Annotated in this window: 16 protein-coding genes, 1 tRNA gene and 1 pseudogene; 10 read left to right on the top strand and 8 right to left on the bottom strand. The window is 56.7% G+C overall.

Annotated elements, in window-relative coordinates:
• Positions 1 to 6: 6 nt before the first annotated feature.
• The 7 genes and pseudogenes from PSQ90_RS13490 to PSQ90_RS13460 form a co-directional block, all read right to left on the bottom strand.
• Entirely contained in the window at positions 7 to 1,638 is a 1,632-nt protein-coding gene (locus tag PSQ90_RS13490; RefSeq protein WP_282210811.1) for an alpha-D-glucose phosphate-specific phosphoglucomutase, read from the bottom strand.
• Positions 1,622 to 3,078: pseudogene (gene glgA, locus PSQ90_RS13485) on the bottom strand (glycogen synthase GlgA). The gene PSQ90_RS13490 and the pseudogene glgA overlap by 17 nt, the downstream one beginning before the upstream one ends.
• A complete protein-coding gene (gene glgC / locus PSQ90_RS13480; RefSeq protein WP_282210810.1) occupies positions 3,078 to 4,349 on the bottom strand; it encodes a glucose-1-phosphate adenylyltransferase in 1,272 nt (423 codons plus the stop codon). Before glgC ends, glgA begins: the two are co-directional and overlap by 1 nt.
• Before the next feature lie 54 nt (positions 4,350 to 4,403).
• Positions 4,404 to 6,599 (bottom strand): 1,4-alpha-glucan branching protein GlgB, encoded by a 2,196-nt coding sequence (gene glgB, locus PSQ90_RS13475; protein WP_282210809.1) that lies wholly within the window; start codon positions 6,597 to 6,599, stop codon positions 4,404 to 4,406.
• Between the two features lie 99 nt (positions 6,600 to 6,698).
• A complete protein-coding gene (locus tag PSQ90_RS13470) occupies positions 6,699 to 9,176 on the bottom strand; it encodes a glycogen/starch/alpha-glucan phosphorylase (RefSeq protein ID WP_282210808.1) in 2,478 nt (825 codons plus the stop codon).
• Between the two features lie 93 nt (positions 9,177 to 9,269).
• Positions 9,270 to 11,141: a monovalent cation:proton antiporter-2 (CPA2) family protein gene (locus PSQ90_RS13465; protein ID WP_282210807.1), complete on the bottom strand. Its 1,872-nt coding sequence runs from the start codon at positions 11,139 to 11,141 to the stop codon at positions 9,270 to 9,272.
• A 96-nt stretch (positions 11,142 to 11,237) separates the two neighbouring features.
• On the bottom strand, positions 11,238 to 12,551 hold the full coding sequence (locus tag PSQ90_RS13460; protein ID WP_282210806.1) for an AI-2E family transporter: 1,314 nt from the start codon (positions 12,549 to 12,551) through the stop codon (positions 11,238 to 11,240).
• Positions 12,552 to 12,679: 128 nt separating this feature from the next.
• On the opposite strand from PSQ90_RS13460, the gene PSQ90_RS13455 reads away from it, so the two are divergent.
• The 4 genes from PSQ90_RS13455 to PSQ90_RS13440 all read left to right on the top strand — a co-directional run bounded on the left by PSQ90_RS13455 (position 12,680) and on the right by PSQ90_RS13440 (position 15,674).
• On the top strand, positions 12,680 to 13,618 hold the full coding sequence (locus PSQ90_RS13455) for a nucleoside hydrolase (RefSeq protein ID WP_282210805.1): 939 nt from the start codon (positions 12,680 to 12,682) through the stop codon (positions 13,616 to 13,618).
• 68 nt (positions 13,619 to 13,686) lie between these two features.
• Positions 13,687 to 14,298: a LysE family translocator gene (locus PSQ90_RS13450; protein ID WP_282210804.1), complete on the top strand. Its 612-nt coding sequence runs from the start codon at positions 13,687 to 13,689 to the stop codon at positions 14,296 to 14,298.
• 88 nt (positions 14,299 to 14,386) lie between these two features.
• A tRNA-Ile gene (locus PSQ90_RS13445) sits at positions 14,387 to 14,462 on the top strand.
• 816 nt (positions 14,463 to 15,278) lie between these two features.
• On the top strand, positions 15,279 to 15,674 hold the full coding sequence (locus PSQ90_RS13440) for a hypothetical protein (RefSeq protein ID WP_282210803.1): 396 nt from the start codon (positions 15,279 to 15,281) through the stop codon (positions 15,672 to 15,674).
• Positions 15,675 to 15,766: 92 nt separating this feature from the next.
• Here PSQ90_RS13440 and PSQ90_RS13435 read toward each other — a convergent pair whose 3' ends face one another.
• Complete coding sequence (locus PSQ90_RS13435) at positions 15,767 to 16,792, bottom strand: LacI family DNA-binding transcriptional regulator (RefSeq protein ID WP_282210802.1); 1,026 nt, start codon at positions 16,790 to 16,792, stop codon at positions 15,767 to 15,769.
• A 201-nt stretch (positions 16,793 to 16,993) separates the two neighbouring features.
• On the opposite strand from PSQ90_RS13435, the gene PSQ90_RS13430 reads away from it, so the two are divergent.
• From PSQ90_RS13430 to PSQ90_RS13405, 6 genes are all read left to right on the top strand, one after another.
• Positions 16,994 to 18,286, top strand: coding sequence for an ABC transporter substrate-binding protein (locus tag PSQ90_RS13430; protein ID WP_282210801.1), 1,293 nt, complete (start codon positions 16,994 to 16,996; stop codon positions 18,284 to 18,286).
• 129 nt (positions 18,287 to 18,415) lie between these two features.
• Complete coding sequence (locus PSQ90_RS13425) at positions 18,416 to 19,327, top strand: carbohydrate ABC transporter permease (RefSeq protein WP_282210800.1); 912 nt, start codon at positions 18,416 to 18,418, stop codon at positions 19,325 to 19,327.
• Positions 19,324 to 20,175 carry a carbohydrate ABC transporter permease gene (locus PSQ90_RS13420; protein ID WP_282210799.1) on the top strand — a complete coding sequence of 284 codons (852 nt, stop codon included), beginning with the start codon at positions 19,324 to 19,326 and terminating at the stop codon, positions 20,173 to 20,175. The genes PSQ90_RS13425 and PSQ90_RS13420 overlap by 4 nt, the downstream gene beginning before the upstream one ends.
• 20 nt (positions 20,176 to 20,195) lie before the next feature.
• Positions 20,196 to 20,750 carry a GH116 family glycosyl-hydrolase gene (locus tag PSQ90_RS13415; RefSeq protein ID WP_282210798.1) on the top strand — a complete coding sequence of 185 codons (555 nt, stop codon included), beginning with the start codon at positions 20,196 to 20,198 and terminating at the stop codon, positions 20,748 to 20,750.
• The gene (locus PSQ90_RS13410; RefSeq protein ID WP_282210797.1) at positions 20,665 to 22,779 is read left to right on the top strand and encodes a GH116 family glycosyl hydrolase; all 2,115 of its coding nucleotides are present in this window, start codon (positions 20,665 to 20,667) and stop codon (positions 22,777 to 22,779) included. Before PSQ90_RS13415 ends, PSQ90_RS13410 begins: the two co-directional genes overlap by 86 nt.
• Positions 22,779 to 23,882 (top strand): ABC transporter ATP-binding protein, encoded by a 1,104-nt coding sequence (locus tag PSQ90_RS13405; protein WP_282210796.1) that lies wholly within the window; start codon positions 22,779 to 22,781, stop codon positions 23,880 to 23,882. The genes PSQ90_RS13410 and PSQ90_RS13405 overlap by 1 nt, the downstream gene beginning before the upstream one ends.
• Positions 23,883 to 24,277: the final 395 nt, after the last annotated feature.

Genomic DNA, 24,277 nt, shown 5'->3' with positions numbered 1-24,277 from the left:
CTGGAATTAGGTAATGACCGACGGCTTTTGCCGACCGGTGCGCTCGCGGACGCCGCAGAGCCGTTCGGCAAGCTCGATGAGTTCGGCGAGAGCGGCCTGGGTTTCGAGATCATGTCTTCCATCGGCAGCCTCATAGCGCTCAAGGTAGAGCCGCAACGTTGCGCCCACGGTTCCGGTTCCGCTCAGACGTAGCACTATTCGCGACCCATCGGTAAAGCCAATGCGAATGCCCTGCTTGGCGCTGGTCGAACCGTCGATCGGATCATGATAGGTAAAGTCATCCGCAAAAGCGATTTGCAGGTCGTCAAAGTTCTGCCCTGCCAGTCCTGACAGTCGGGCGCGCAGATCGTCGACCAGTTTGTTGGCGATCCCTGCGTCCACTTCTTCATAGTCGTGGCGGGTATAATAGTTGCGCCCGTAAGTCGCCCAGTGATCGCGTACGATTTGATCAACGCTTTGCGCTCGCGCCGCAATCACATTGAGCCACAGCAGAACGGCCCAAAGACCATCCTTTTCACGCACATGGTCCGAACCCGTCCCAGCGCTCTCTTCGCCACAAATGGTTACCCGCCCCGCATCGAGCAGATTGCCAAAAAACTTCCACCCGGTTGGCGTTTCGTGCATTTCAATGCCCAGCTTCTCAGCCACACGATCCGCAGCCGCACTGGTCGGCATCGACCGCGCAATCCCTTTGATACCTGCGGCATAGCCGGGCGCCAGAGCCGCATTAGCCGCAAGGATTGCCACGGAATCCGAGGGCGTAACAAACCGGTTCTTGCCAATAATCAGATTACGGTCCCCATCACCATCCGACGCCGCCCCAAAATCGGGTCCGCCTGGTGACATCAGTTGATCGAACATGTCCTTGCAATAAACCAGATTGGGATCGGGGTGCCCCTTGCCAAAATCGGGCAGAGGCGTTCCATTGATTACGGTCCCTTTTGGCGCCCCCAGCATGTCTTCGATGATCACATGCGCATAAGGCCCCGTGACCGCATGCATGGCGTCAAACGTCATCCTGAAGCCAGATGCAAACAGCTTTCGGATCGCCTCAAAATCAAACAGGCTTTGCATGAGCGTGGCATATTCGGCGACCGGATCGACAATCTCCACGATCATTTCGCCCGAGCTTTGGGTGCCGATCTCCCCCAGCGCAACGTCGGGCGCATCGGTGATCTTGTAACGATCAATCACCTTGCTACGCGCAAATATCGCGTCAGTAATTCTTTCAGGTGCCGGACCACCATTGCCAATATTATACTTGATGCCAAAGTCGCCATCAGGCCCGCCCGGGTTGTGGCTCGCCGAAAGCACTAGGCCCCCAAACGCTTGATTGTGCCGAATAAGGTGGGAAGCCGCCGGTGTCGACAGCAGGCCATTCTGTCCCACGATCACCTTACCAAAGCCGTTGGCCGCCGCGATCCGAATGGCTATTTGAATAACCACATCATTGTAAAATCGGCCGTCGCCGCCAATAACCAGCGTCTTGCCGCCAACTCCGTCCAGACTGTCAAAGATCGATTGAAGAAAATTCTCGACATAATGGGGCTGTTGATAGACCGACACGCGCTTGCGCAAACCTGATGTTCCAGGTTTCTGGTCGTCATAGGGCGTCGTCTGTTCAGTCAATATCGTCATTTAATTGAATTCCGATAAGTGAGGTATAAAGGTCGACATAGCGGCGTGCACTGTTGTGCCAGGAAACTTCGCTCTTCATGCCGCGTCGCTGCATTTTTTTCCATGATTTTTCATCACGATAGAGACGCACAGCTTTGCGAATTGCCTCATAAAGCGCATGCGTATTGTTGGCGCTGAACAAAATTCCGGTAGCAACCCCGGCTTCAAGTGCGGCCGGATTGGCGTCGATTATCGTATCGGCCAGCCCGCCAATGCGGCTAACCACCGGCACACACCCGTACCGTAACCCATAGAGCTGGGTCAGCCCGCAGGGTTCAAACCGCGACGGAATGAGAATAGCATCCGCCCCGCCCTGAATAAGGTGCGACAATTGTTCGTTGTAGCCCGTGATCAGGCCTACCTTGCCGGGATGACGTGTCCGTGCATTGCGAAACCCATGCTCCAGCGCTTCATCGCCCGATCCCAGGACCGCCAACCGTCCACCGAGCGCCACCAGTCCATCCAGCGCTTCCAGCAGCAGGTCCATTCCCTTCTGGTCAGTCAGTCGGCTAATGACGCAGAAAAGCGGCCCGTCGATTCCATCCAGCTCAAATTTTTTGGCCACCTCCTGCTTGTTGAGATGTCGTTTCTGAATGTTGTTGGCACTGAACGGTTGTACCAGCGCCTTGTCGATAGCCGGGTCCCAGGCGACCGTATCAATCCCATTGAGAATGCCGGTGACGGTATCCGAGCGACCGTTCAACAACCCCTCCAGCCCCATCCCGAATTCGGGCGTGCAAATCTCACTGGCATAATTTGGACTGACGGTCGTAACGAAATCGGCACATTCCATACCTGATTTCAAATAAGAAATACCGCCGTGAAACTCGACGCCCGACACCGAAAAGGCGTGCGACGGCAATCTCAATTGACCAAAGACATCCGGGCCAAAAAAGCCCTTGAAAGCAATATTGTGGATCGTCATCACTGTCTTGACCCCAACCGAGGGGCCAAACTTGATATAGGCAGGCGTCAACCCAGCCTGCCAGTCGTGACAATGAATGAGTTGAGGGCGATATCCCTCGATCAGCCCATTGCCCAACTCTGCCGCCACCCAGGAAAGCGCAGCAAAGCGTTTCCAGTTATCCGGCCAGTCCCACCCATCCGGCCCCACATAGGGATTGCCGGGACGCGAATAGAGATGCTCGGCTTCAATGACAATCAGATCAAGCCCCGCATGCCTCCCTGCCAACAACCGCGCCGGCGCGCCAAAAGATCCTCGATCTCGCCGACCACCCTGCTGTCGCTCAAGACCGACAGGATCGACGGATAGCCGGGCACCAACGTGCGCATAGTCACGCCGAATTCGGAGACCGCCAGCGGCAAAGCGCCCGCCACATCGGCGAGCCCTCCGGTTTTAATCAGCGGATAAACCTCTGAGGCAACAGAAAGAACTTCAATCATCGGCCCGCCAGATACTTGTCAATCATCGCCTGGGTAATCAGGGTCACCCCATTTTCGGAACGTCGAAACCAGTGTGCGTCAAATTCTGGATCTTCCCCGACGACCAGACCGTCCGGCACATTGACGCCACGATCGACCACCACCCGATTGAGCCGCGCACCGCGCCCGATATCGCAATAGGGCAGCACCACCGCTTCATTCAGTTCCGAATAGGAATGAACCCGCGATCCTGTCGATAGAAGTGTCTTTTGCAGATTGCCGCCCGAAATAATGCAGTCACCCGAGACAAGCGAATTGACCGCCGTGCCCCGTCGCCCGTCAAAATCATGCACGAACTTGGCCGGTGGGGTGATTTCGGCGTAAGTCCAGATCGGCCAGTCGCGATCATAAAGATCGAGCTGCGGATTGATATCGGTCAGATCAATTGACGCCTTCCAATAGGCGTCAATCGTGCCAACGTCGCGCCAGTAGGCCACTTCCTCCTTAGACGATCGCACGCAGGATCGCGTGAAGCGATGCGCCCACGCCGTGCCATTCTTGACGATATAGGGAATGATATCCTTGCCGAAATCGCGGTTGGACCCTTCGGTTGCCGCATCGCGCCGCAATTGCTCCATCAGGAAGCGCGTCTCGAACACATAGATGCCCATCGACGCCAGCGCCGTATCCGGCTTGTCAGGGATGGCAGGTGGGTCTTTGGGCTTCTCGACAAAATCAATGACCCGATCACGCCCGTCGACGTGCATGACACCAAAACCGGATGCTTCCATGCGCGGCACTTCGAGACACCCGATCGTCACGTCGGCGCCCGTATCGACATGCTGGCGCAGCATGATTTCATAGTCCATCTTGTAAATGTGGTCGCCCGCCAGAATGACGATATAGCGTGCACCGTAATCCTCAATGATATCCATGTTCTGGTAAACCGCATCGGCGGTACCTGCATACCACATATCTTCCTTGACGCGCTGGCTGGCCGGAAGCACATCAAAGCTTTCGTTACGTTCTGGCCGCAAAAAGTTCCAACCGCGAGACAAATGGCGGATCAGGCTATGGGCCTGATACTGGGTGGCCACCGATATCCTTCTGATCCCCGAATTGATCGCGTTGGAGAGTGCAAAATCGATAATGCGGGACTTGCCGCCAAAATAGACAGCTGGCTTGGCCCGCCTGTCCGTCAACTCCATCAAACGTGTGCCGCGACCACCGGCGAGGACGTAGGCCATGGCCTCACGTGCGAGCGGTGATGGAACCCGATAATCAGCCATTATACCCTCCTCAAAATGTCCGGATTACTCCGGATCTTGTCTAACGAGTGCGGTTCAATCCGCCTCGAACTTCAAAAATAGTGTCGACAATGGTGGCAAATGCAACTTGGTATGGGCTGGCCAATGGCCGCCCTCTCCTGCCAGTGCTTCAACCACGCCCTGATTGCCCGAATTGGAGCCTGAGTACCAACCCGCGTCCGTGTTGATCCGTTCAACCCATTTGCCGACCTTGGGCATCGGGATCGTATAATTATCGCGCGGTACCGGCGTCAGATTGGCCACAACCACCACCGGGTCTTCACCCGGCGCCCGGCGCACCCAGGCAAAAACCGAATTTGCGTGATCATTGCCGATGATCCACTCAAACCCTTCAGGCTCGCAATCGCGCGCATGCAGTGCCGGCATTTGTCGATAGGCAGTATTGAGGTCGGTTATCAAACGCCGCACGCCCTCGTGCATACCAGCATCCAATAACCACCAATCGAGCGCCTTGGCCTCGCTCCACTCTTCTCGTTGGGCAAATTCCTGTCCCATGAACAACAGCTTCTTGCCGGGAAACCCCCACATGAAGGCATAGTAAGCACGCAAATTTGCGAACTTTTGCCAATCATCGCCCGGCATTTTTTCCAACAACGATTTCTTGCCATGCACCACTTCATCATGGCTGAGCGGCAGCACGAAATTCTCGGAAAATCCATAAACTGCGGCAAAGGTCATGTCGTTGTGGTGATAGCGACGATGCACCGCTTCACGGCTCATATATTTGAGCGTGTCGTTCATGAAGCCCATGTTCCACTTGAACCCGAACCCAAGCCCGCCCGTGTGCACAGGCTGGCTTACCCCGGGCCAAGCCGTGGATTCCTCAGCGATCATGAATGTGCCCGGATGCAGCCGGTAGGCCTCGCTATTGACCCGTTTGAGAAACTCGACGGCCTCGATATTTTCGTTGCCACCGTGCTTGTTGGGCACCCATTCGCCCGCCTGGCGCGAATAATCGAGGTAAAGCATCGACGCCACCGCATCGACCCGCAATCCATCGAGGTGGAATGTTTCCAGCCAATAAAGCGCGTTGTTGACCAGAAACGACACAACTTCCTTGCGTCCGAAATTATAGATCGCCGTGTTCCAGTCGGGGTGGAACCCCTGTCGCGGATCGGAATGCTCATAAAGCGCAGTGCCGTCAAAATGTGCTAACCCATGCTCATCAGTCGGGAAATGGGCGGGGACCCAATCAAGGATCACCCCAAGCCCCGCTTCATGGGCCGAATTGACAAACCGGGCAAATCCAGCGGGGTCGCCATGCCGCGCTGTCGGCGAGTAAAGTCCGATGGGCTGATAGCCCCACGAGGGATCGAACGGATGTTCGGTGATCGGTAGCAGCTCAATGTGGGTATATCCCATATCGGCCACATAGGGCACCAGTTGTTCGGCCAGTTGGTCGTAACTCATGAATGTGCCGTCCGGGCGTCGGCGCCAGGATCCCAGGTGCACCTCGTAAATCGACATTGGCGTGCGCCGCCAGTCGCGCTGCGCCCGCTCATCGAGATATTTTTGATCAGTCCAGCTGAAGGGCGTCGGGTCGGGCACAACCGAGGCCGTGCGCGGCCGCATTTCAGATTGGCGGGCAAACGGATCAGCCTTCAGCGGCAACACTTGCCCATCGGCGCCTACGATCTCAAATTTGTAAATCGTACCCGTCCCCAGCACAGGCACAAAAACCTCCCAGATGCCGGTATCAAACCGTTTGCGCATTGGATTTCGCCGCCCGTCCCAATCGTTGAACGGGCCAACAACACTCACGCGCTGCGCATTGGGCGCCCACACCGCAAAATGCGTGCCGTGAATGCCGTCAAATTCCATCTCGTGGCCGCCCAACCTGTCAAACAGGCGCAGATGGCTGCCTTCACCAATGTAATAATCGTCCATCGGCCCAAGAACCGGGCCAAACGTATAAGGATCATACGCATCCCATTCGCCATTCGCATTTTTTGCGCGATAGCGGATCGGCTGGCGCTCGCTGATTTTTACCTTGCCCTCGAAAAATCCAGCGCCATGGCGCGGCACCAGCATGCCCAGCTTTTCACCAGCAAGAGTGTAGGCGGTCAGCATCTCGGCGTGAGGCACAAACGCGCGCAACACGAAGTGCTCGCCGACCTGCTGCAGGCCCAGGAAGGCGAACGGATCACCGTGGCGCCCATTCACAATAGCCTCGACCTCGGCCGATTCCGCCTGCCAGCTTTCCTTACTCAACTACACTTCCCCCGCTAAACTGCGACTGCCATACGGCCCCGCCCGGACCGTCACATCTTTGGCGCGAGGCTGATGCCCCGCGCACAAGTTGTCGCCGAACTATGTCTCAGGCACCGAAACGCCCCAGATATCCTCCGCATATTGGCGAATGGTGCGATCTGAAGAGAAATAGCCCACCCGAGCCGTGTTCTTGATGGCCATCGAACTCCAGCGGCGCGGATCGCTCCACAATTTGTCCACCTTGGACTGAGCGGCGACATAGGCGTCAAAATCGCGTGCCACCATAAACCAGTCGTGATCGTAAAGGCCGCCGATTAGATCGCGATAACGGTTCGGATCATCGGGCGAAAATACTCCCGAGCTGATCGATTCCAGAGCCTCCATCAGCCGCGGCGACGCATCAATGGATGATCGTGGTACTTCGCTGGTTGACCGCTTTTCATTGACCTCTTCGGTCCTCAGCCCGAAAATGACAATGTTGTCGTCGCCCACTTCCTTGTGCATTTCAACATTGGCGCCGTCCATTGTCCCGATAGTGACGGCACCGTTAGCCATGAACTTCATGTTGCCAGTGCCCGAGGCTTCCATGCCTGCAGTTGAAATCTGTTCCGACAGATCCGCTGCGGGCACAATCACTTCAGCCAGGCTGACGTTGTAATTGGGCAGGAACACAACCTTGAGCAGGCCCCGCACCGAGGGATCGTTGTTGATCGTTTTGGCGACATCATTGATCAGTTTGATGGTCAGCTTGGCGTTCCAGTATCCCGGCGCTGCCTTGCCTGCGAAGATTTTAACGCGCGGCACCCAATCGCGTTCCGGGTGGGCGCGAATTTCGTCATATGCTGCAACGGTCTGGATGATGTTGAGCAACTGGCGCTTGTATTCGTGGATACGCTTGATTTGAACGTCAAACATAGCGTCTGGCGATACATTGATGCCCAGACGATCCTTGATCACCTTGGCTAGCCGCACCTTGTTGTCGCGTTTGACAGCCGCAAACTGCTTTTGAAAATTCTGGTCGTCCGCATGCGCATTCAGCCCCTGCAGCAGATCGATATTGTCCAGAAACTCAGGTCCGATCCGATCCGTTATCAGCTTGGTCAGGCCCGGATTGCACTGCATCAGCCAGCGCCTTGGCGTTATGCCATTGGTTTTGTTGTTGATCCGCTCCGGATAAAGCCTGTGCAAGTCCGAGAAGACGGTCTTTTTCATCAGCTCCGTGTGCAGCGCCGAAACGCCATTGGTCGAATGCGATCCGACAAATGCCAGCTGTCCCATGCGAACGCGACGCCCACCATTTTCGTCAATCAGCGAAACATTGGCAATCTGGCCATCGGTGAACTGCGCCCGCTGACGCGCCTCGGTCAATACCTCGGCATTGATCGCATAAATGATCTGCATGTGCCTTGGCAGAAGGCGTTCGAGCAAGGCCACCGGCCAACTTTCCAGCGCTTCAGGCAGCAATGTATGGTTGGTGTATCCAAAAACCCCACGCGACAATTTCCACGCATGCGCCCATTCCAGCCCATGAACATCGAGCAAAATGCGCATCATTTCGCAGATTGAGATCGCGGGATGAGTATCGTTGAGCTGAATGGCAACCTTATCGGGCAACGAGTCGAGTTCATCATACTGCTGAAGATGCCGTCGCACGATGTCCTGAAGCGAGGCCGAGGAGAAAAAGAACTCTTGTCGCAGCCGCAATTCCTGTCCGGCCGCCGTTGAATCAGCTGGATAAAGAACCCGCGTAATGGCTTCTGCGCGCGAGCTTTCTTCCAACGCGCCGATATGGTCACCGGAATTGAACTTGTCGAGCAGGATCGGATCAATCGGCTGCGCGCTCCAAAGCCGTAGCGTGTTGACCCGCGCCCCGCGCCACCCAACGATGGGCGTATCAAAAGCGACCGCCATCACATGGTCATTGGGCCGCCACTCCTGCCGCTCGATGCCATCGGGATCGATAACCGGCTCGACCGAGCCGCCAAAACCGATTTCATAAGCACTTTCGCGCCGCTCGAATTCCCACGGATTGCCATGCGCCAGCCATTCTTCGGGCAGTTCAACCTGCCAGCCTTCGCTCATTTCCTGCCGAAACAGGCCATGCACATAGCGAATTCCATAGCCGTAGGCAGGAATTTTGACCGAAGACATCGATTCCAGGAAACAGGCCGCCAACCGACCAAGTCCGCCATTGCCCAATGCGGCGTCAGGTTCCAGATTGACTAGATCACCCAGATCGACATTGAGATTTTTCAAAGCGTCGCGGACCGGTTCAATCAGCCCAACATTGCTCATCGCATCGCGCATCAGCCGACCGATGAGAAACTCAAGACTCAAATAGTAGACGCGCTTTTGCGACGAGCGCCAGGTCTCGCGCGATGATTCCATCCAACGATCCATGACCCGGTCACGCACGGTCAAAATCGTCGCTGCCAGCCAGTCATGTGGCCGGGCAACAATCGGATCTTTTCCTATCGAATATATTAGTCTTTCAAGAATCTCCGCCTGAATGGCTTCAACTGTTGTAGCCCGAGGTTCGGGTGTAGGGGCGTCGTAGACGATCGGCTTTTGCGGCATATCGCAATCCAGATTTCATAACGATGTATTCCCCTCTTGAAACGTCAGTCTTGCACTTAATTTAAGCAGTTGAAAGCCCCAAATCCAGCCGGGCTAATCCTGTGTTTCCTTTGCAACATCGATCCCCGCGTCAGAAACGGTTTTGGCGATCTCGTCCGGTTCGATTGCCACCCCACCCTCGCGGGCCTGATCAGCCGCGTTCTGCAGCAACAACATATTGGCGGCGTCCAATGCACTGACGTCCTCATTGATCTGCATCTCAAACCGTCGCCGGTCACGATCACGCACGCCCTCGACAACCGCCTCGATCTCCTCGGACGTGGCACCCAGTATTTCGATGGCTTTTGCTCCGAATTGGACGGCCGATTCGAAAGTTTCGCGCAGCTGATATTCGACCCCCGCCTTGATCAGCTCAATCGCATGGCCACGATCAAACGCCCGGGACATGACTTTGACCAGTGCAAATTCATCCCGGAATAATTCAGCAATTCTGGTCGCGGTCCGCCTGTCATCAATGCAGATCAGCACCAGATCCGCATTGGCCGCACCCGCAGCCCTCAAAATGTCCAACCGCCCGCCGTCGCCATAATAAACCTTGAAACCGAACTGCGCGGCGACGCGGATCATCTCTGTGTCAGTATCAATGATCGTCAGGCGGTGCCCCTGCCCTAGCAAGGTCTGGCTGGCAATCTGGCCAAATCGTCCAAAACCGATGATCAGTATGCGCTCGTGCAAATCTTCGGCGACCTCGACCCCCTCCATCGATTGCTGCGGTTTTGGCGTCAGGTAACGCAATGCGATCAACAGGCACGGCGTGATCACCATGGATATGATCACAGTGGCCGTAAATATGGCGTTGGTCGGCCCGTCTATCAGCCCGGCGGCGCTAGCCGTCGTATAAAGCACAAAGGCGAATTCGCCGCCTTGTGACATCAGCGCAGCGCGCTCAAGGGCTTGGGCATGGTCCGACTTCAGCACCCGTGCCAGCACGTAAATGGCAATCGCTTTGACCACCATATAGCCAACCACCGCTATCGCAATGATTTGCCAGTGTCCCGTCACTACCTGCAGGTCCAGCGACATACCGACGGCAAGGAAGAAAAGTCCCAGCAAAATGCCGCGAAACGGCTCAACATCGGCCTCAAGCTGATGCTTGAATGTCGAAGTGGATAACAGCACACCTGCCAAAAATGCCCCCATGGCCATGGACAGCCCGCTGACCTGCATCAGCAGGGCGGACCCCAGAACAACCAGCAACGCCGCCGCCGTCATGACCTCGCGCAGTTTTGCCGAAGCCAGAAGTGCAAACAGCGGATTCATGATCCGCCGCCCCAGAACGATCAGCAACCCCACCGCACCAAGGGCGATGGCAATCCCGCCCAGCCGGCTGACCAGACTTTCATCGGCTCCTGAAGGGGCAAGAATGGCAATTAACGCCAAAAGCGGCACGATGGCCAGGTCTTCCAGCAACAGGATTGAAACGATCTTTTGCCCGCCCGACGTCGACAATTCGCCGCGTTCGCCCAAAATCTGCATGACGATAGCCGTCGAAGTCAGCACAAATCCCATGCCAAAAACAAAGGCTATCGCTGGTGCAAACCCCAGTAAAACGCCAACCCCTGTCAACAGGGCACCGCTAATTACCACCTGCAGCGCGCCAAGACCGAATATCTGCCGCCGCAGCGCCCACAATCGGCTGGGCTCCATCTCAAGTCCGATAATGAACAGGAACAGCACCACGCCCAGTTCTGCTGCCGCCAGTACTGATCCGGGATCAGCGATCAGCGCAATACCGGAGGGGCCAAGCAACAGCCCTGCCGCCAGATAGCCGAGCACCGAGCCCAATCCAAGTCGCTTGAACAGGGGCACGGCAAAAACGCCTGCCGCCAGCAATACCACAACTGGAACCAGATCCACCCCGTGGGCGGCGGCCTCTGCACCACTGGCAACTGCTTCAACTGACACTTGGGGCCCCTGATCACTATCCTTTGCCCAATCGGACAATGGCAGTGTTGAGCCACAGCGCGCTCCCGTCAAGCAAGTCCGAATATTGCGCCAGGTTCAGGACGTCGCCTGTGCGCCAGACGGTGCCGTGCCTTCGGGTGGCAGATGCTGCTTGGGGGAATCTGCAGACTCTGGGGTATCCCTGCTTTTATTCTTGGCATCAACAGCCGCAGCGTTTGCGGCGTCTTCCGCATCAGATTTTTCGCGGATAACCGTTGCTGCATTGGCCAGCAACTCATCACGATCGGACATGTTCCGCGTGCGCCGCACCGGGCGTTTCGGCATCACAGGCTTGCGCGGTATGGCGTGATCAAGGATCGAAGTCGCGATCAACAGGCTCGGCACCGCAATGAGCCCACCCACTGGCCCCCAGGCCCAGATCCAGAAACTGATCGACAGGAAAATGATGAACGGATTGAGCGTCATCGTGCGTCCGATGAAATGTGGGGTCACGATTTGCCCTTCGACAAAATTGATCCCGATATAGCAGGCCGTCGGCAACAGGATTGCCGCTAGTCCCGTCTGTGTTCCCAGCCCAACTGCCAGCAGGACAATCACCATGATGCCCTGCCCCACATACGGGATGTAGTTCAACACCCCCGCCATGGCCCCCCACAGAATCGGCGACGGCATGCCGATGCCCCACATCGCTAGGGACACCGCCACAGCGACGCAAAAATTGATAAAAGTGATTGATAACAGAAAGCGCGAAACCTTGTGCTCAATGTCCTGGAATATATGAGCCGTCCGCCAGCGCATCCGCCGACTGACACATAACGACAGCACCGAAATGCGGATATGGTCCCGCGTTGCAACGAAGAAGTAAAAGCTCGCCAAAAACACCAGGATTTGTGCACCTACCGCCGGTGCCAAAAAGGCAATGTTGGTAACTGGCCCACCGTCTTCCACGGTTACAGCCATGGAAGTGGAGTTTCCCATAATACCCGACAATTGCTCCTGAAACGCCGAAACCGACTGCAGCGGCTCTTTCCAGTTGGCGAGTTCGGTGCGCAGCTTCTCCCAGATCAGCGGTCCACGATCCACCCAGTCCGACAGCGGCACAGCAAACAGGGCGATGCCGCCCAAGAGGATACCGATCAGCATCAGCACAACCGCCGCCGCCGACAGCGCCGGTGGCACACCGAAGGCCTCCATCCGGTCCGCGACCGGCCCGAACATCAACCCGATAAGGATGGCCAGACTGACCGGTGCCAGAATGACCTGCCCGGTCTTGAGCGCTGCTAACAGCACGACAAGCCCCATCAACACCACTGCGCCTTTGGCCGCGTTGCCTAATATCCGTTCGAACTGACTATCCGACACGCCTTGGGATAGCTGCAAGGCACGAGGACGCCGCACTGGCTTGATCATTTTTGAAGTCTCCACCTTCGCTAACGGATCGAAATGGCAAACGTTCCCTTGGAAAAGCGCTGTTACGGCCGTCGACCCCAAGCCCGCTTCGCACTAGACTGATCGGGTAACGCCAGAGAGTTCAAATCATGAAGAAAATTATTATCGACACCGATCCCGGTCAGGACGACGCTGTCGCCATTTTACTGGCGCTCGCCTCCCCAGAGGATCTGGATGTGTTGGGCATAGTCGCAGTTGCGGGCAATGTCGGGCTGAATCAAAATGTCAAAAACGCCCTTAAAGTCGTTGAACTATCAGGTCGAACGTCCATCCCGGTCTACGCCGGATGCGAACGCCCACTACGCCGTCCCCTGGTTACCGCCGAGCACGTGCACGGCCAGACCGGCCTTGACGGCCCAAACCTGCCCAACCCCAAAATTGACATTCAGCCAACCCACGGCGTCGACTACATCGTCGAAACCCTGATGCAGGCGGCGCCCAAAACCATCACTCTGTGTGCATTGGGCCCGCTCACCAATATTGCCATGGCGCTGATCAAACAGCCCGCAATCGCCGAACGCATTGCCGAAATCGTCCTGATGGGCGGCGGCTATTTCGAAGCAGGCAACATCACTCCCGCTGCAGAATTCAATATCTATGTGGACCCCGAAGCCGCCGATGTGGTCATGCGCTCCGGCGCACCCATCACCATCCAGCCGCTTGATGTTTCCCACGGTATGCAGGCAACCCCGGAACGCCTCGCCGCCATCAGGCAATTGGGCAACAAGACCGGTACAGCCGTCCACGCCATGCTCAGTTTTTCCGAAACCTTCGATCTCAAGAAATACGGCTGGGCGGGCGCGCCGTTGCATGATCCCACCGTGATCGCCTATCTGCTGCAACCCGAATTGTTTGAGGGTCGCCAATGCAACGTCAGCATCGAAACGGCCAGCGAACTCACTGTCGGCATGACCGTAGTTGACTATTGGCACGTAACCGATAAACCGCGCAACGCTACCTATCTGCGTCACGGCAATGCGGACGGCTACTTCGCCCTGCTCACGGAGCGATTGGCGCGCCTGCCCTGATTCATTTGCTAGCTTGTCGTCATGATTGACGCGGCATAATGTGCCGCGTCGCCATGTGGAATTTCCGAATGTCCCTTTTTACCCTGCTCGCCTTCACCTTGGCCTACGCCATCGCGGTTCTCGTGCCCGGACCCGGCGTCGCCGCTGTTGTTGCCCGTGCCTTGGGCGGTGGCTTCAAGGGTGCATTTCCCATGGTCTTGGGCATTCTCGCCGGTGATTTGCTTTATTTTGTTTTTGCCGTCTTTGGCTTGGCGGCCATCGCCACCTATTTCGGCCCGATCTTCATTATCGTCCGCTGGGCTGGCGCTGCCTATCTGCTATACGTCGCCTACAGATTTTGGACCGCCCGCCCTGGCGCCGAACAGATGCGTCCCAAGAGCGAGAGCGCCCTGAAAACCTTCCTCGCCGGCTTTTCCCTGACGCTGGGCAATCCCAAAACCATCGTGTTTTATCTGGCGATCTTGCCGACTGTCATCCCGCTCAACCAGATGAACCCCTTGGCCTTTGCCGAACTAGCGGCCATTGTCGTCGTTGTTCTACTGGCGATCGGCTGCGGCTACGCTTTGCTGGCCTCAGTCGCCCGCGACTTTTTCCGCAGCCCCCGGGCACTCGGTCGCCTCAACAAGACCGCCGGCGCCATGATGGCCACCGCAGCGGGCCTCGTCGTCTTCCAGCATTAGTCAGCGCCGACAACCATTCGGCACCAACCCACAAAAATAACACCCAACCTATTTGACATGCCCCACCCGCCTGCTATTGAACCCCCGAGGGCCCATAGCTCAATGGTTAGAGCCGACCGCTCATAACGGTCTGGTTCCAGGTTCGAGTCCTGGTGGGCCCACCATCTCCCTTTGAAAATAATGGGTTATCTCTTGATGTTCGTTAGTGGGACATTCAAGGGAGGCATTTGCCTTGTTGAACCCGGTTTATCTAATGAGGTCACGCAAAGGTATTTATTATCTGCGCCAGCCGCTAGGCGTCTTGAAAGACGGCTAGAGGGTCAAACCCCTAAGTGATGCATTTAGCGTCGCCATCAATGAGGACTTCAAACTTCTTTCCGTATGCTGGTTCGTGCGCCCACCGCATATGCAGCGTTGTGCGTTCCAGGGCCGCATGGCATTTGAGCCTACAAGTGGGACATAGTGCTCCGCTCCACTACTTCGAATTATAGAAAATCCGGGCTTTTCGGTGGTGGTAGTCGCTGCTGGTGGGCCCACTATTCCCGCTCTTCGGATAGCCCCGAAGAGCGGGAATAAAGCGCCGCAATCCGGTGGTGTTGGCAGGTCAGTTGCTTCAGGTCGCGTGACAGATTTTCCGATCGCAGCGGACAGGCCGACCGCCCTCAAGGCGCCGGTGCACAGAAACACCGGGCCGCGCTCAAGGCCGCCGAACTTGGGCCATTCCTCAAGGCGCTGACTCGCGAAGATATGGTCTTTGATCCCGTCCATTACGTGCCCCTGCTGGAACAAAAAATGGGGCCTCTTGATCAAGCGGCTCCCTTGGCAAATTGATGCATGCTTGGTCGATTGCGGAGATCATCTTGGTCATTTGCATTTCTCCTTTCTTCTGCGTGAGACCACGACCACAGCGGTAGTGGCGGAACGGGGGTAGGTGTCAGCGTCGGTTCGCCTACCAATATTTCCCCAACAAGCAGGCGCTGGTGGCCACCGTCGTCGATTATTATGGCGAGGCCTTTATTGAGCGGTTTGCCGAGGCAATTGCCGCGATGCCGGGCGATACCCTCGCAGAGGCGGTCGACACGTTGGTCGACATGGCGTTTGACGACCACCCGCAGGAACCGAAACTGCGCAGGATATTGATCTGGATTGCGCCGCGTGTGGGACGGGCCGAACACCGGCGCGCGCTCAGTGTGCAGGTTGCCGGGTTCGTAGAAGATGTGCTGAGACAGCACCGCGCCGCCCTGGCGTCCGACCTAGCTCTCAAAGACGCCGCCACGATGCGGGAAGCAGTGCTTGAAACCGCAGCACACCGGGCGATCGAGGACCATCCGTCAAGTATCGCACCGGGCAGGCTAGCGATCCAGTGCAAAGTCTGATCTGGTCCTATCTGGCACAGGCTGAAACCCACTCACGAGCGCATCAGTCTGGTGAATCACGACAATTGGCGATTCTAAATGCTCAACCAGAACTAAGAGGCGTGGTCGTCGCCGGCTGGCGATCGGCAGCTCTCGCGCACGATGAGTTCGGGCGAGAATTGGGCCACTGAGCTGGTTGGCTTGGATTTACTCAGGATTTGCTGAAAGAGCTGATCGATCGCGGTTTGGGCCATTTCGGTCACGGGTGCGGCAACGACGGTGGGCGGCGGGTTCATGATATTGGCATAGTCGAAGTCGTCGATGCTGATGACCGAGACATCTGTTGGCACCGACAGCTTCAATTCGCGCAAGGCATTGAGTACGCCAAGGGTCATCATGTTGGATAGGGAGAAAATGGCCGTCGGGGGCTCGGGCGCGCGCATCAGTGCTAGCGTACTTTCATGCGCAACCGCCTGCAGGAAGCGACCGGCGATCTGGAGACGCGGCTGGACCGCGACGCCGCGCGCGGCATGCGCTTCGAAATAACCCCGAAGGCGATCTTCACCGGTAATGATGTTGTCGCGGCCGCCTGTCACCGCAATGCGAGAATGACCAAGATCGAGCAGATATTCGGTGGCCAGACGTCCGGCGCGCACATTGTCGAGCTTGATCACGTCATAAGGCAGCCCTTTGACAAAGGAGTCGAGGAGAATCGTCGGCACATGGATTTCCTCAGCCAGCCGCTTGCCGTGCTCGATATCGGAGCGCGTCGGGATAATGATGAGGCCGGCAACGCGCTGCGCCCGCATCATTCTGAGTATCTGCCGTTCGCGATCGAAATCTTCATTGGTTGAATAGACGGCGGCCATGTAGCCGATTTTCAGGCAGGCCGATTCCACAATCTTTGCCACATTGGAAAAGTGCGGATTGGTGATGTCGGGCAATATCAGGCCGATCAGGCGGGACTGGCCGATGCGCAGACTTTGTGCGGCGCCATGAGGCACATAGCCAATATCGCGCACAGCCTTTTCAACCCTGTCTATCACGTCCTGACTAACCGGGGCGGAACGGTTGATGGCCGCCGACGCGGTGGAGATGGCGACGCCTGCCCGTCGTGCGACGTCCTTGATGGTGGCCAATTCATTCTCTCCCGTAAAGTATGCCCCCTTGTCAAAAGAGCCGTTAAGTGCATTATACGAAACGTTTCGTGTAGGCAAATTTGGTGCGATAGGAAGAAGACAGATCAAACTGTCGGCGTATCAGGCATTTTACACGAAACGTTTCGACTGGGGAACGAGTGAACAATTGGGCGTCGAGAGCGGCGCATAGGGAGGAAATTCATGAATAAGATTTCACGACGCAGTTTGTTGCTATCGTCAGCGGCTTTTGCCGCCGGTGTGAATTTGGGGATAGCACCGGCTTTTGCGCAATCGGACGAAACGGCAACTTTGAAACTCCAGGCTTTTGGTGGCGATGCCGAGTTGGGCGCAATGACCAACGCCATAGCGCGATTCAACAGCAAATATCCCAACGTCACGGTCGAGCTTGAAATCGACGCCATCTCCGGTGGCTGGGGCGACTATGTGACCAAAGTGCTGGGCCAGTTCAATGCAGGCGCGGCAGCGGACGTCTATGGCACTGCCATCGAAACCTTCCAGGCCTTTTCATCGCGTAACTTGTGGATGCCGCTCGATGATTTCGTCGCGGCCAATAGCGGCTTCTCCGACTTCGCGCCAAGCCTGTTTGAACAGGGTTCCTACAATGGGGCAATCAATTACGTCCCCATCAGCTGGAACAACATCATGATCAACTACAATCGTGATCTGTTCGACGCGGCCGGCGTTGCTTATCCCGTGGATGGCAAATGGACTTGGGACGAATTCCGCGAAGTCGCAAAAAAGCTGACGATCAAGGACGCATCGGGCACCGTGACGCAGTTCGGTTATGAAGTGCCCAATCAGAACTTCTTCATACAGCCCTGGTTCTTCTCGAACGGCACCAGTATTCTTAATGACGACTGGTCGGCATCAAATATGCTCGACCCCAAGGTCGCCGAGAGCCTGCAGTTCCTTTATGACCTGATTCATATCGATGGCGTCTCGCCCATTCCAAGCAGCGGCGCAACGATGGACAGCCAGTTCATGGCGGGTCAGGTGGCGATGATCAGCCGCGGGCACTGGATCGTGCAAAGCGCCAAATCCAACGATCTCAATATGGACGTCGCCATTCCTCCATCAAAGGAGAGCGACACCACTGTCATCGGCTTTGGCGGCTACGCCATAAACAAGGCCACAGCCAATCCCGACCTCGCCAAGGCGCTCATTCTTGAACTCACCAACGAAGAAACGCAGAAGGAAGAAGGCGAAAAGGGTGGCGGCGTACCGGGTCGCCTGTCGGCAGCCTCGACCGAAGCTTTCCTGAGCTATCCACCGTCAGCGGCACTTTACTACCAGACATTGCCGCACACGAAGGCAGTTCCCTCACCAGCCAATTTCCAGGAAGTCGAGAAGATCGTCATTCGCTATTATACCGCGATGATGGCGGGCGAAGTCTCGATCGCCGATGGTGTCAAGCAGGCCGATGCGGAGCTGAACGAGTCGTTCGCGCGCCTCAAGCAGCAGATGGGCGGATAAGAACTCTCCCACCCGTCCGGACCCGCAGCCTCGGCTGCGTCGCCCGGACGGGCCTCCACAATAACAACATTGCTTACCGCGTCTGTTGAGGCGGAAGGCTGATACAGCGTTTTGTGCGGACCCCGGATCATGACAGCCATCGACGTTTCAAGAAACCGCCCCTCGGAATTGAGCCGAGCGCAGGCCCGCACGGGATATCTCTTCGTGCTGCCAACTGCAGTGCTCTATCTGACCTTCGTGCTGGCGCCCGTTGTCGTCACATGCATTCTCGCCTTTGCCTATTTCGATCCCATGTTGGGCTCGCATTGGGTAGGATTCGACAATTTTGCCCGGTTTTTTTCAGATCGACGGTCGCTCCAGATCCTGTCGAACACGCTGCGCTTCACCTTCTTTGCGGTAACATTCAACGTTGCCATCGGGCTCGTCCTGGCGATTGCGCTGAACAGAATGATGCCAAGCTGGCTGCTCTATTTCTTTCGATTGTCGTTTTTCTTGCCGGTCATCATCGCGGCGGCATTCGTCTCGATCGTCTGGAGTTACCTCTATGGCGATGATCTGGGCGTCATAAACTATTATCTGCGGCTGATCGGCCTGCCAGGCGTGCGTTGGCTGACTGATGCCGACCAGGCGATGACCTCGATCATCATCATGGATGTCTGGAAAAATACCGGGTTCTTCATGATCATCTTTATCGCCGCCTTGCAGGGGGTGCCGAAGGCGATTATCGAAGCGGCGGTGATGGACGGGACGCCTGCATGGCGACAATTCGTGCGCATCACCCTGCCCTATATATCGCCGGTCGTGTTTTTCTGCATTGTCTATGCCTCGATCGGCGCGCTGCAGGTCTACGAATCGATCGTCATCCTGACTCAGGGCGGACCTGGCGACACGACCCGGTCGCTGTCGATCCTGATCGTCGAGGAGGGTTTTGGCAGCTTCCAGATCGGTTACGCCGCCGCAATCTCGGTGGTCATGACCGCGATCATCCTGGTCATCACCGCAATCCAACAGCTCCTCTCCCGTCGGTGGGTTCAACAATGAACACAATGATGCAGACACGCTCCGCCAAGCGCATAATAGACTGGGCCATCATCGCGTGCATGATGCTGCTGGCCATCGGCATGTTGCTGCCATTTCTGTGGTTGTTCTCGATGTCATTCCGCTCGGTGTCGGATGCCTACAAGATGCCTCCGAGCTTCCTGCCGCCCAGTCTTGACCTTACCAATTACTGGGCGGTGCTGAATTCCAAGGTGCCCTTCATCAGGATTTATGCCAATTCGGTGATGATCGCCGTCGTAGTGACTATTGGCCAGTTGATCACATGCTCACTCGCCGCGTTCGCATTCTCCCGGCTCAAGTTTCGCGGTCGCGATGCGATGTTCTTCATTTTGCTGGTCGGATTGATGTTTCCCGCGCAGGTCACCATCCTGCCGATCTATCTTGGCTATGCGCGCACCGGTCTGGTCAACCAGCCTATGGGGTTGGCGCTGATGTATTTGACCTCGAGTTTTGGCGTGTTCCTGATGCGACAATTCATGGTCAGTCAGCCCAAGGCCCTGGAAGAAGCGGCGCTGATGGATGGCGCCGGTTATATCAAGATCTTCTGGCGAATTTCGCTCCCCCAATTGCGGCCAGCATTGTCTGCGCTTGGCATCATCACCTTTACCCAGACCTGGAACTACTATTTCCAGGCCAAGGTATTGCTCGGCAAGCAGGACCAGATGACCCTGCCGCTGGCGATGGACGTGCTGCGCGGCTATCTGGGCGCGGGCAATCTTTCAGTGGTGATGGCCGCCATGAGCCTGTCGATCCTGCCGGTTGTTCTGCTTTTCCTCATCGCCCAGAAATTCGTGATCGAAGGCATCACAATGAGTGGCATCAAAAATTGAACTTTAAGGATATTTGACTCATGTGGGATGATCTACGCGCCGTTGATGACACGTTTCACTATTCGGGCGAACGCACCAAATACCTCGCCTTTCCTCTCGGCGGTATTGGTTCAGGCGGGTTTTCGATCTCGGGCAGCGGCAGGCTGATCGACTGGTCCATCCGCAACCGGCCAGCATTGCAGGATTATAATGGCTATTCACACTTCGCCATTAAGGCAGAGAAGAAAGGTGAACTTGTCGACGCCCGGGTGCTCAATGGTCCCTATGATCTCAACCCGACGGGCGCGCCAGGCATGCGCAAGATGTTCGATGGTTTTGGCCATGGCGCAAACCGACAGACGCTGGCAGGGGTACCCCATTTCGACAAGGTCGATTTCTACGGCCGCTTTCCCACCGCCGACCTGGTATTTTCAGATAGCCAGTTTCCAGGCGGGGTACGAATGACGGCATTGTCGCCGTTTATTCCGCACAATGACCGGGATCTCGTCCATGCCAGTTGGCATGTTCCAGTTCGAGGTGGTCAACGACACCGCCGACGAGCTTACCTATACGCTGGCGGGAACGTTGGGCAATGACGGCTCCAATAGCGGACGCCACACGTTCCGGCAGGAGGGCGGCATCAGTTCACTGCATCTCACCTCGACCGATAATGATCTGCCCGAAACGCAGCGTGGCGACCTTACCATTGCCACCGACGCGGATGACGTCGATCATATCGACCATCATTTCCGCGGCCAGTGGTTCGACGATCTGGCGGTATTCTGGAAAGAATTCGCGCGCGCTGGCAGGTTGCCACAACGGCACTATGACCAGCCGCGCGCCAGCAAGCATATGAGTAAGCAACCCGAACACGCCACGCTTGGCGCGCGCATCACCGTGCCGGCTGGCGGGCGAAAGACGGTGCGCTTTGTCATCTCCTGGAGCTTTCCCAAGGGTGACATATACTGGGCGTTCCGGCCCAAGCCCGATGGCGAAATCCCCGATCGGGCGACGCCGAGCTGGACCAATTATTATTCCACGCAATGGTCGGACTCGCTGACCTGTGCCACCGATGCGCTAACCCGCTGGGACACGCTGACTGAGGCCACTGTTGCGTTCCGCGACAGCTTTTTTGGCACCACCCTGCCCGCCGAAATCAAGTATGCGGCCAGTGCAACGCTCGCCCTGCTTCGGACCGCAACGGTGATCCGGCTCGAACAGGGTCAATTGTGGGCCTGGGAGGGACAGCATACACATGACGGGTCATGCGAGGGGTCGTGTACCCATGTCTGGAACTACCAGCAAGCCCTTCCGCATCTTTTTCCCGCGATCGAGCGGACTTTGCGCGAGACCGAACTCACCTATAATATGCTGCCCAGTGGCGGGCTGACGTTCCGACAAAAATTACCGCTTGGCTCCGGATTCGACGTCATCGGTCCCTGCGCCGACGGGCATTTCGGTGCCATCATCAAGACCTATCGCGACTGGAAACTCTCGGGTGACAGCGCCTGGCTCGGCCGCTACTGGCCACAACTCAAGCGCGCCATTGAATATGCCTGGAGCCCGGAGAACCAGGATCGCTGGGACCCCGATCAGACCGGCATTCTCTCCGGCCGCCAGCATCAGACGCTCGACATGGAGCTTTTCGAACCCAATTCATGGCTCAATTCGATGTATGTGGCTGCCTTGCTGGCCACCGCCGAGATGGCCAGGGCAATGGGTGACGATGCGCTGGCCGAGAAGACCGACCGCATGGGCAAGGCCGGTGCCGACTTTATCAATAGTGAACTGTTCAATGGAAGCTGGTTCATCCAGAAGATCGACCTGTCCGACAGATCCGTGCTGACCCCATTCGATGTGGGCCGCAACGCCGGGGTTCTGGCCGACGGCATCATGGAGACCTATTGGTCGGATGAATTTTCCGAACTCAAATATCAGATGGGCGAGGGCTGCATATCAGACCAGATTCTAGGACAATGGCATGCCGAAGTTGCCGGACTTGGCGGGTTTCTTGATGCCAGCAAGGTAAAGACCGCACTCAAATCTGTTCATGGCAATAATTTCCGAACGACGCTGACCAATCATTTCAACCCCTGCCGCAATTATGCCTATGAAGGCGAAGGTGGTCTATTGATCGCCACCTATCCAGCGGGCATCCGTCAGCCGATGGTGGCCGCCCCCTATGCAGAGGAGGTATGGACGGGTGTCGAATATATGTCGGCTTCGCACATGATCATGCAGGGTCTTGTCGAGGAGGGACTGGATATCGTCCGTGCCGCCCGCGACCGTTATGATGGCGCCCGCCGCAACCCTTGGAACAATATCGAATGCGGCTCCTACTATGCCCGCTCAATGTCCGCTTGGCAGTTGGTAAATGCGTATTCGGGACTTTCCGCAGACTTCGTGGCGGGTCGCTTGAGCTTTGCACCCAAAGCGGACGGCGACTACAGCCTGTTCTGGTCAGCAGGCACGGGATTTGGCACATTGACCAAGGTTGGCGACGCCATCAATTTGTCGGTCGATGGCGGCACCCTTGCTGCCAATGAGATCATCGTCGATGGCCGAAGCCATGCCGATGTCATTGCTCTCAAGGCCGGTGACAGCATCGCATTCGAGGTGTCCTGATGGCCGAAATCGAACTCAAGTCGGTCACCAAGAGCTTCCAGGGCCTGGAGGTGATCCATGGCATCAATCTCGCCATTCATGAGGGCTCGTTCACCGTCTTCGTTGGTCCCTCCGGCTGTGGAAAATCTACGCTGCTGCGCATGATGGCGGGGCTCGAAGAGGTAAGCGGAGGCGAGGTACACATTGACGGCCAGCGCTGCGACCATTTATTGCCTTCGGCGCGCGGTATGGCCATGGTTTTTCAGTCCTATGCGCTCTACCCGCATATGAGCGTGGCCGAAAATTTGCGGTTTGGCCTGGAGAACCAGCGATTACCCAAGGACGAGATCGCGGCACGGGTGGCCAAGGCCGCCAATATTCTCCAGATCGAACATTTGTTGGCACGACGGACAAACCAGCTTTCCGGCGGGCAGAGCCAGCGCGTCGCCATCGGTCGGGCAATCGTCAAGGAGCCCAGGGCTTTCCTGTTCGACGAACCGCTGAGCAATCTCGATGCGGAACTCCGGGTGACGATGCGCGGCGAACTCATCAGTCTGCACAAGCGGCTCGGATCGACGATGATCTATGTGACACACGATCAAGTGGAGGCCATGACCATGGCCGATACGATTGTGGTGCTCAGTGAGGGACAGGTCGAGCAGGTTGGTTCGCCCGTCGAACTCTATGCCAGGCCGCAGAATGCCTTCGTCGCCAAATTTCTTGGCGCGCCGCCAATGAACATGCTGAACGGCACAGTCCAGCGGGTTGATAACAGGCTCGCCGTGACGCTTGCCGACGGCACCAAAATTCCACTACCGGGGCGTCAGATCGCGCTTGCGGACGGCAGTCCGGTTACGCTGGGGATCCGGCCTGAGCATAGCCATGCCGGCGATGGACCGTTGGAGGTTCAGGTCGAGACTACCGAGGTGCTGGGATCGCAGACCATCATCCACACGGCGCTGAAATCTGGAGAACCCTTCACCGCAGCCCTGACCGGCATTCGCGGTACGCAATCGGGTGATACGCTGAGTATAGGCTTCCATGAAGATTTTGTGCATCTGTTCGACGCAACAGGCCTGGCAATCGGCGCCTCGGAAAACTGGCGCGATGCCTATCTGAAATAGAAAATAAAGCAGGCGTTCCAGACCCGGTAGCGGACATTGTCGGCATTGGAGGCAGGGTGTTCAGGGCTATTACCAATTGATTTTGTAGAAATTGGAACACCCAGTGATGTCCAGGATGTCCGCGACCGACATTTTTGTTGGTCCCGACAAGACAACCCTGTGTCGGCTCACGCCCGCCCCCCGCGACGTTTTTTTGCGGGCTTGCTCGGTAATTTTGACCGGCAACTTGCCCGAGCGGATGTGAAAATCGCGCTGCGGAAATGGAATTTCGACGCCGCGACCCTGGCACGCGATGTCGCCACCATTGAGCTATCCGGCCAAGTCGCCAGCTAACTTGATAGCGCCATAATGCTCTTGATCCATGCTCAAATGCGCCGCCAGGGCTTCGCAATGAA

Source organism: Devosia rhodophyticola, assembly GCF_028816475.1.
Lineage (GTDB): Bacteria > Pseudomonadota > Alphaproteobacteria > Rhizobiales > Devosiaceae > Devosia > Devosia rhodophyticola.
The sequence above is the reverse complement of the archived record's forward strand: the minus strand, read 5'-3'. Positions and strand labels throughout refer to the sequence as shown.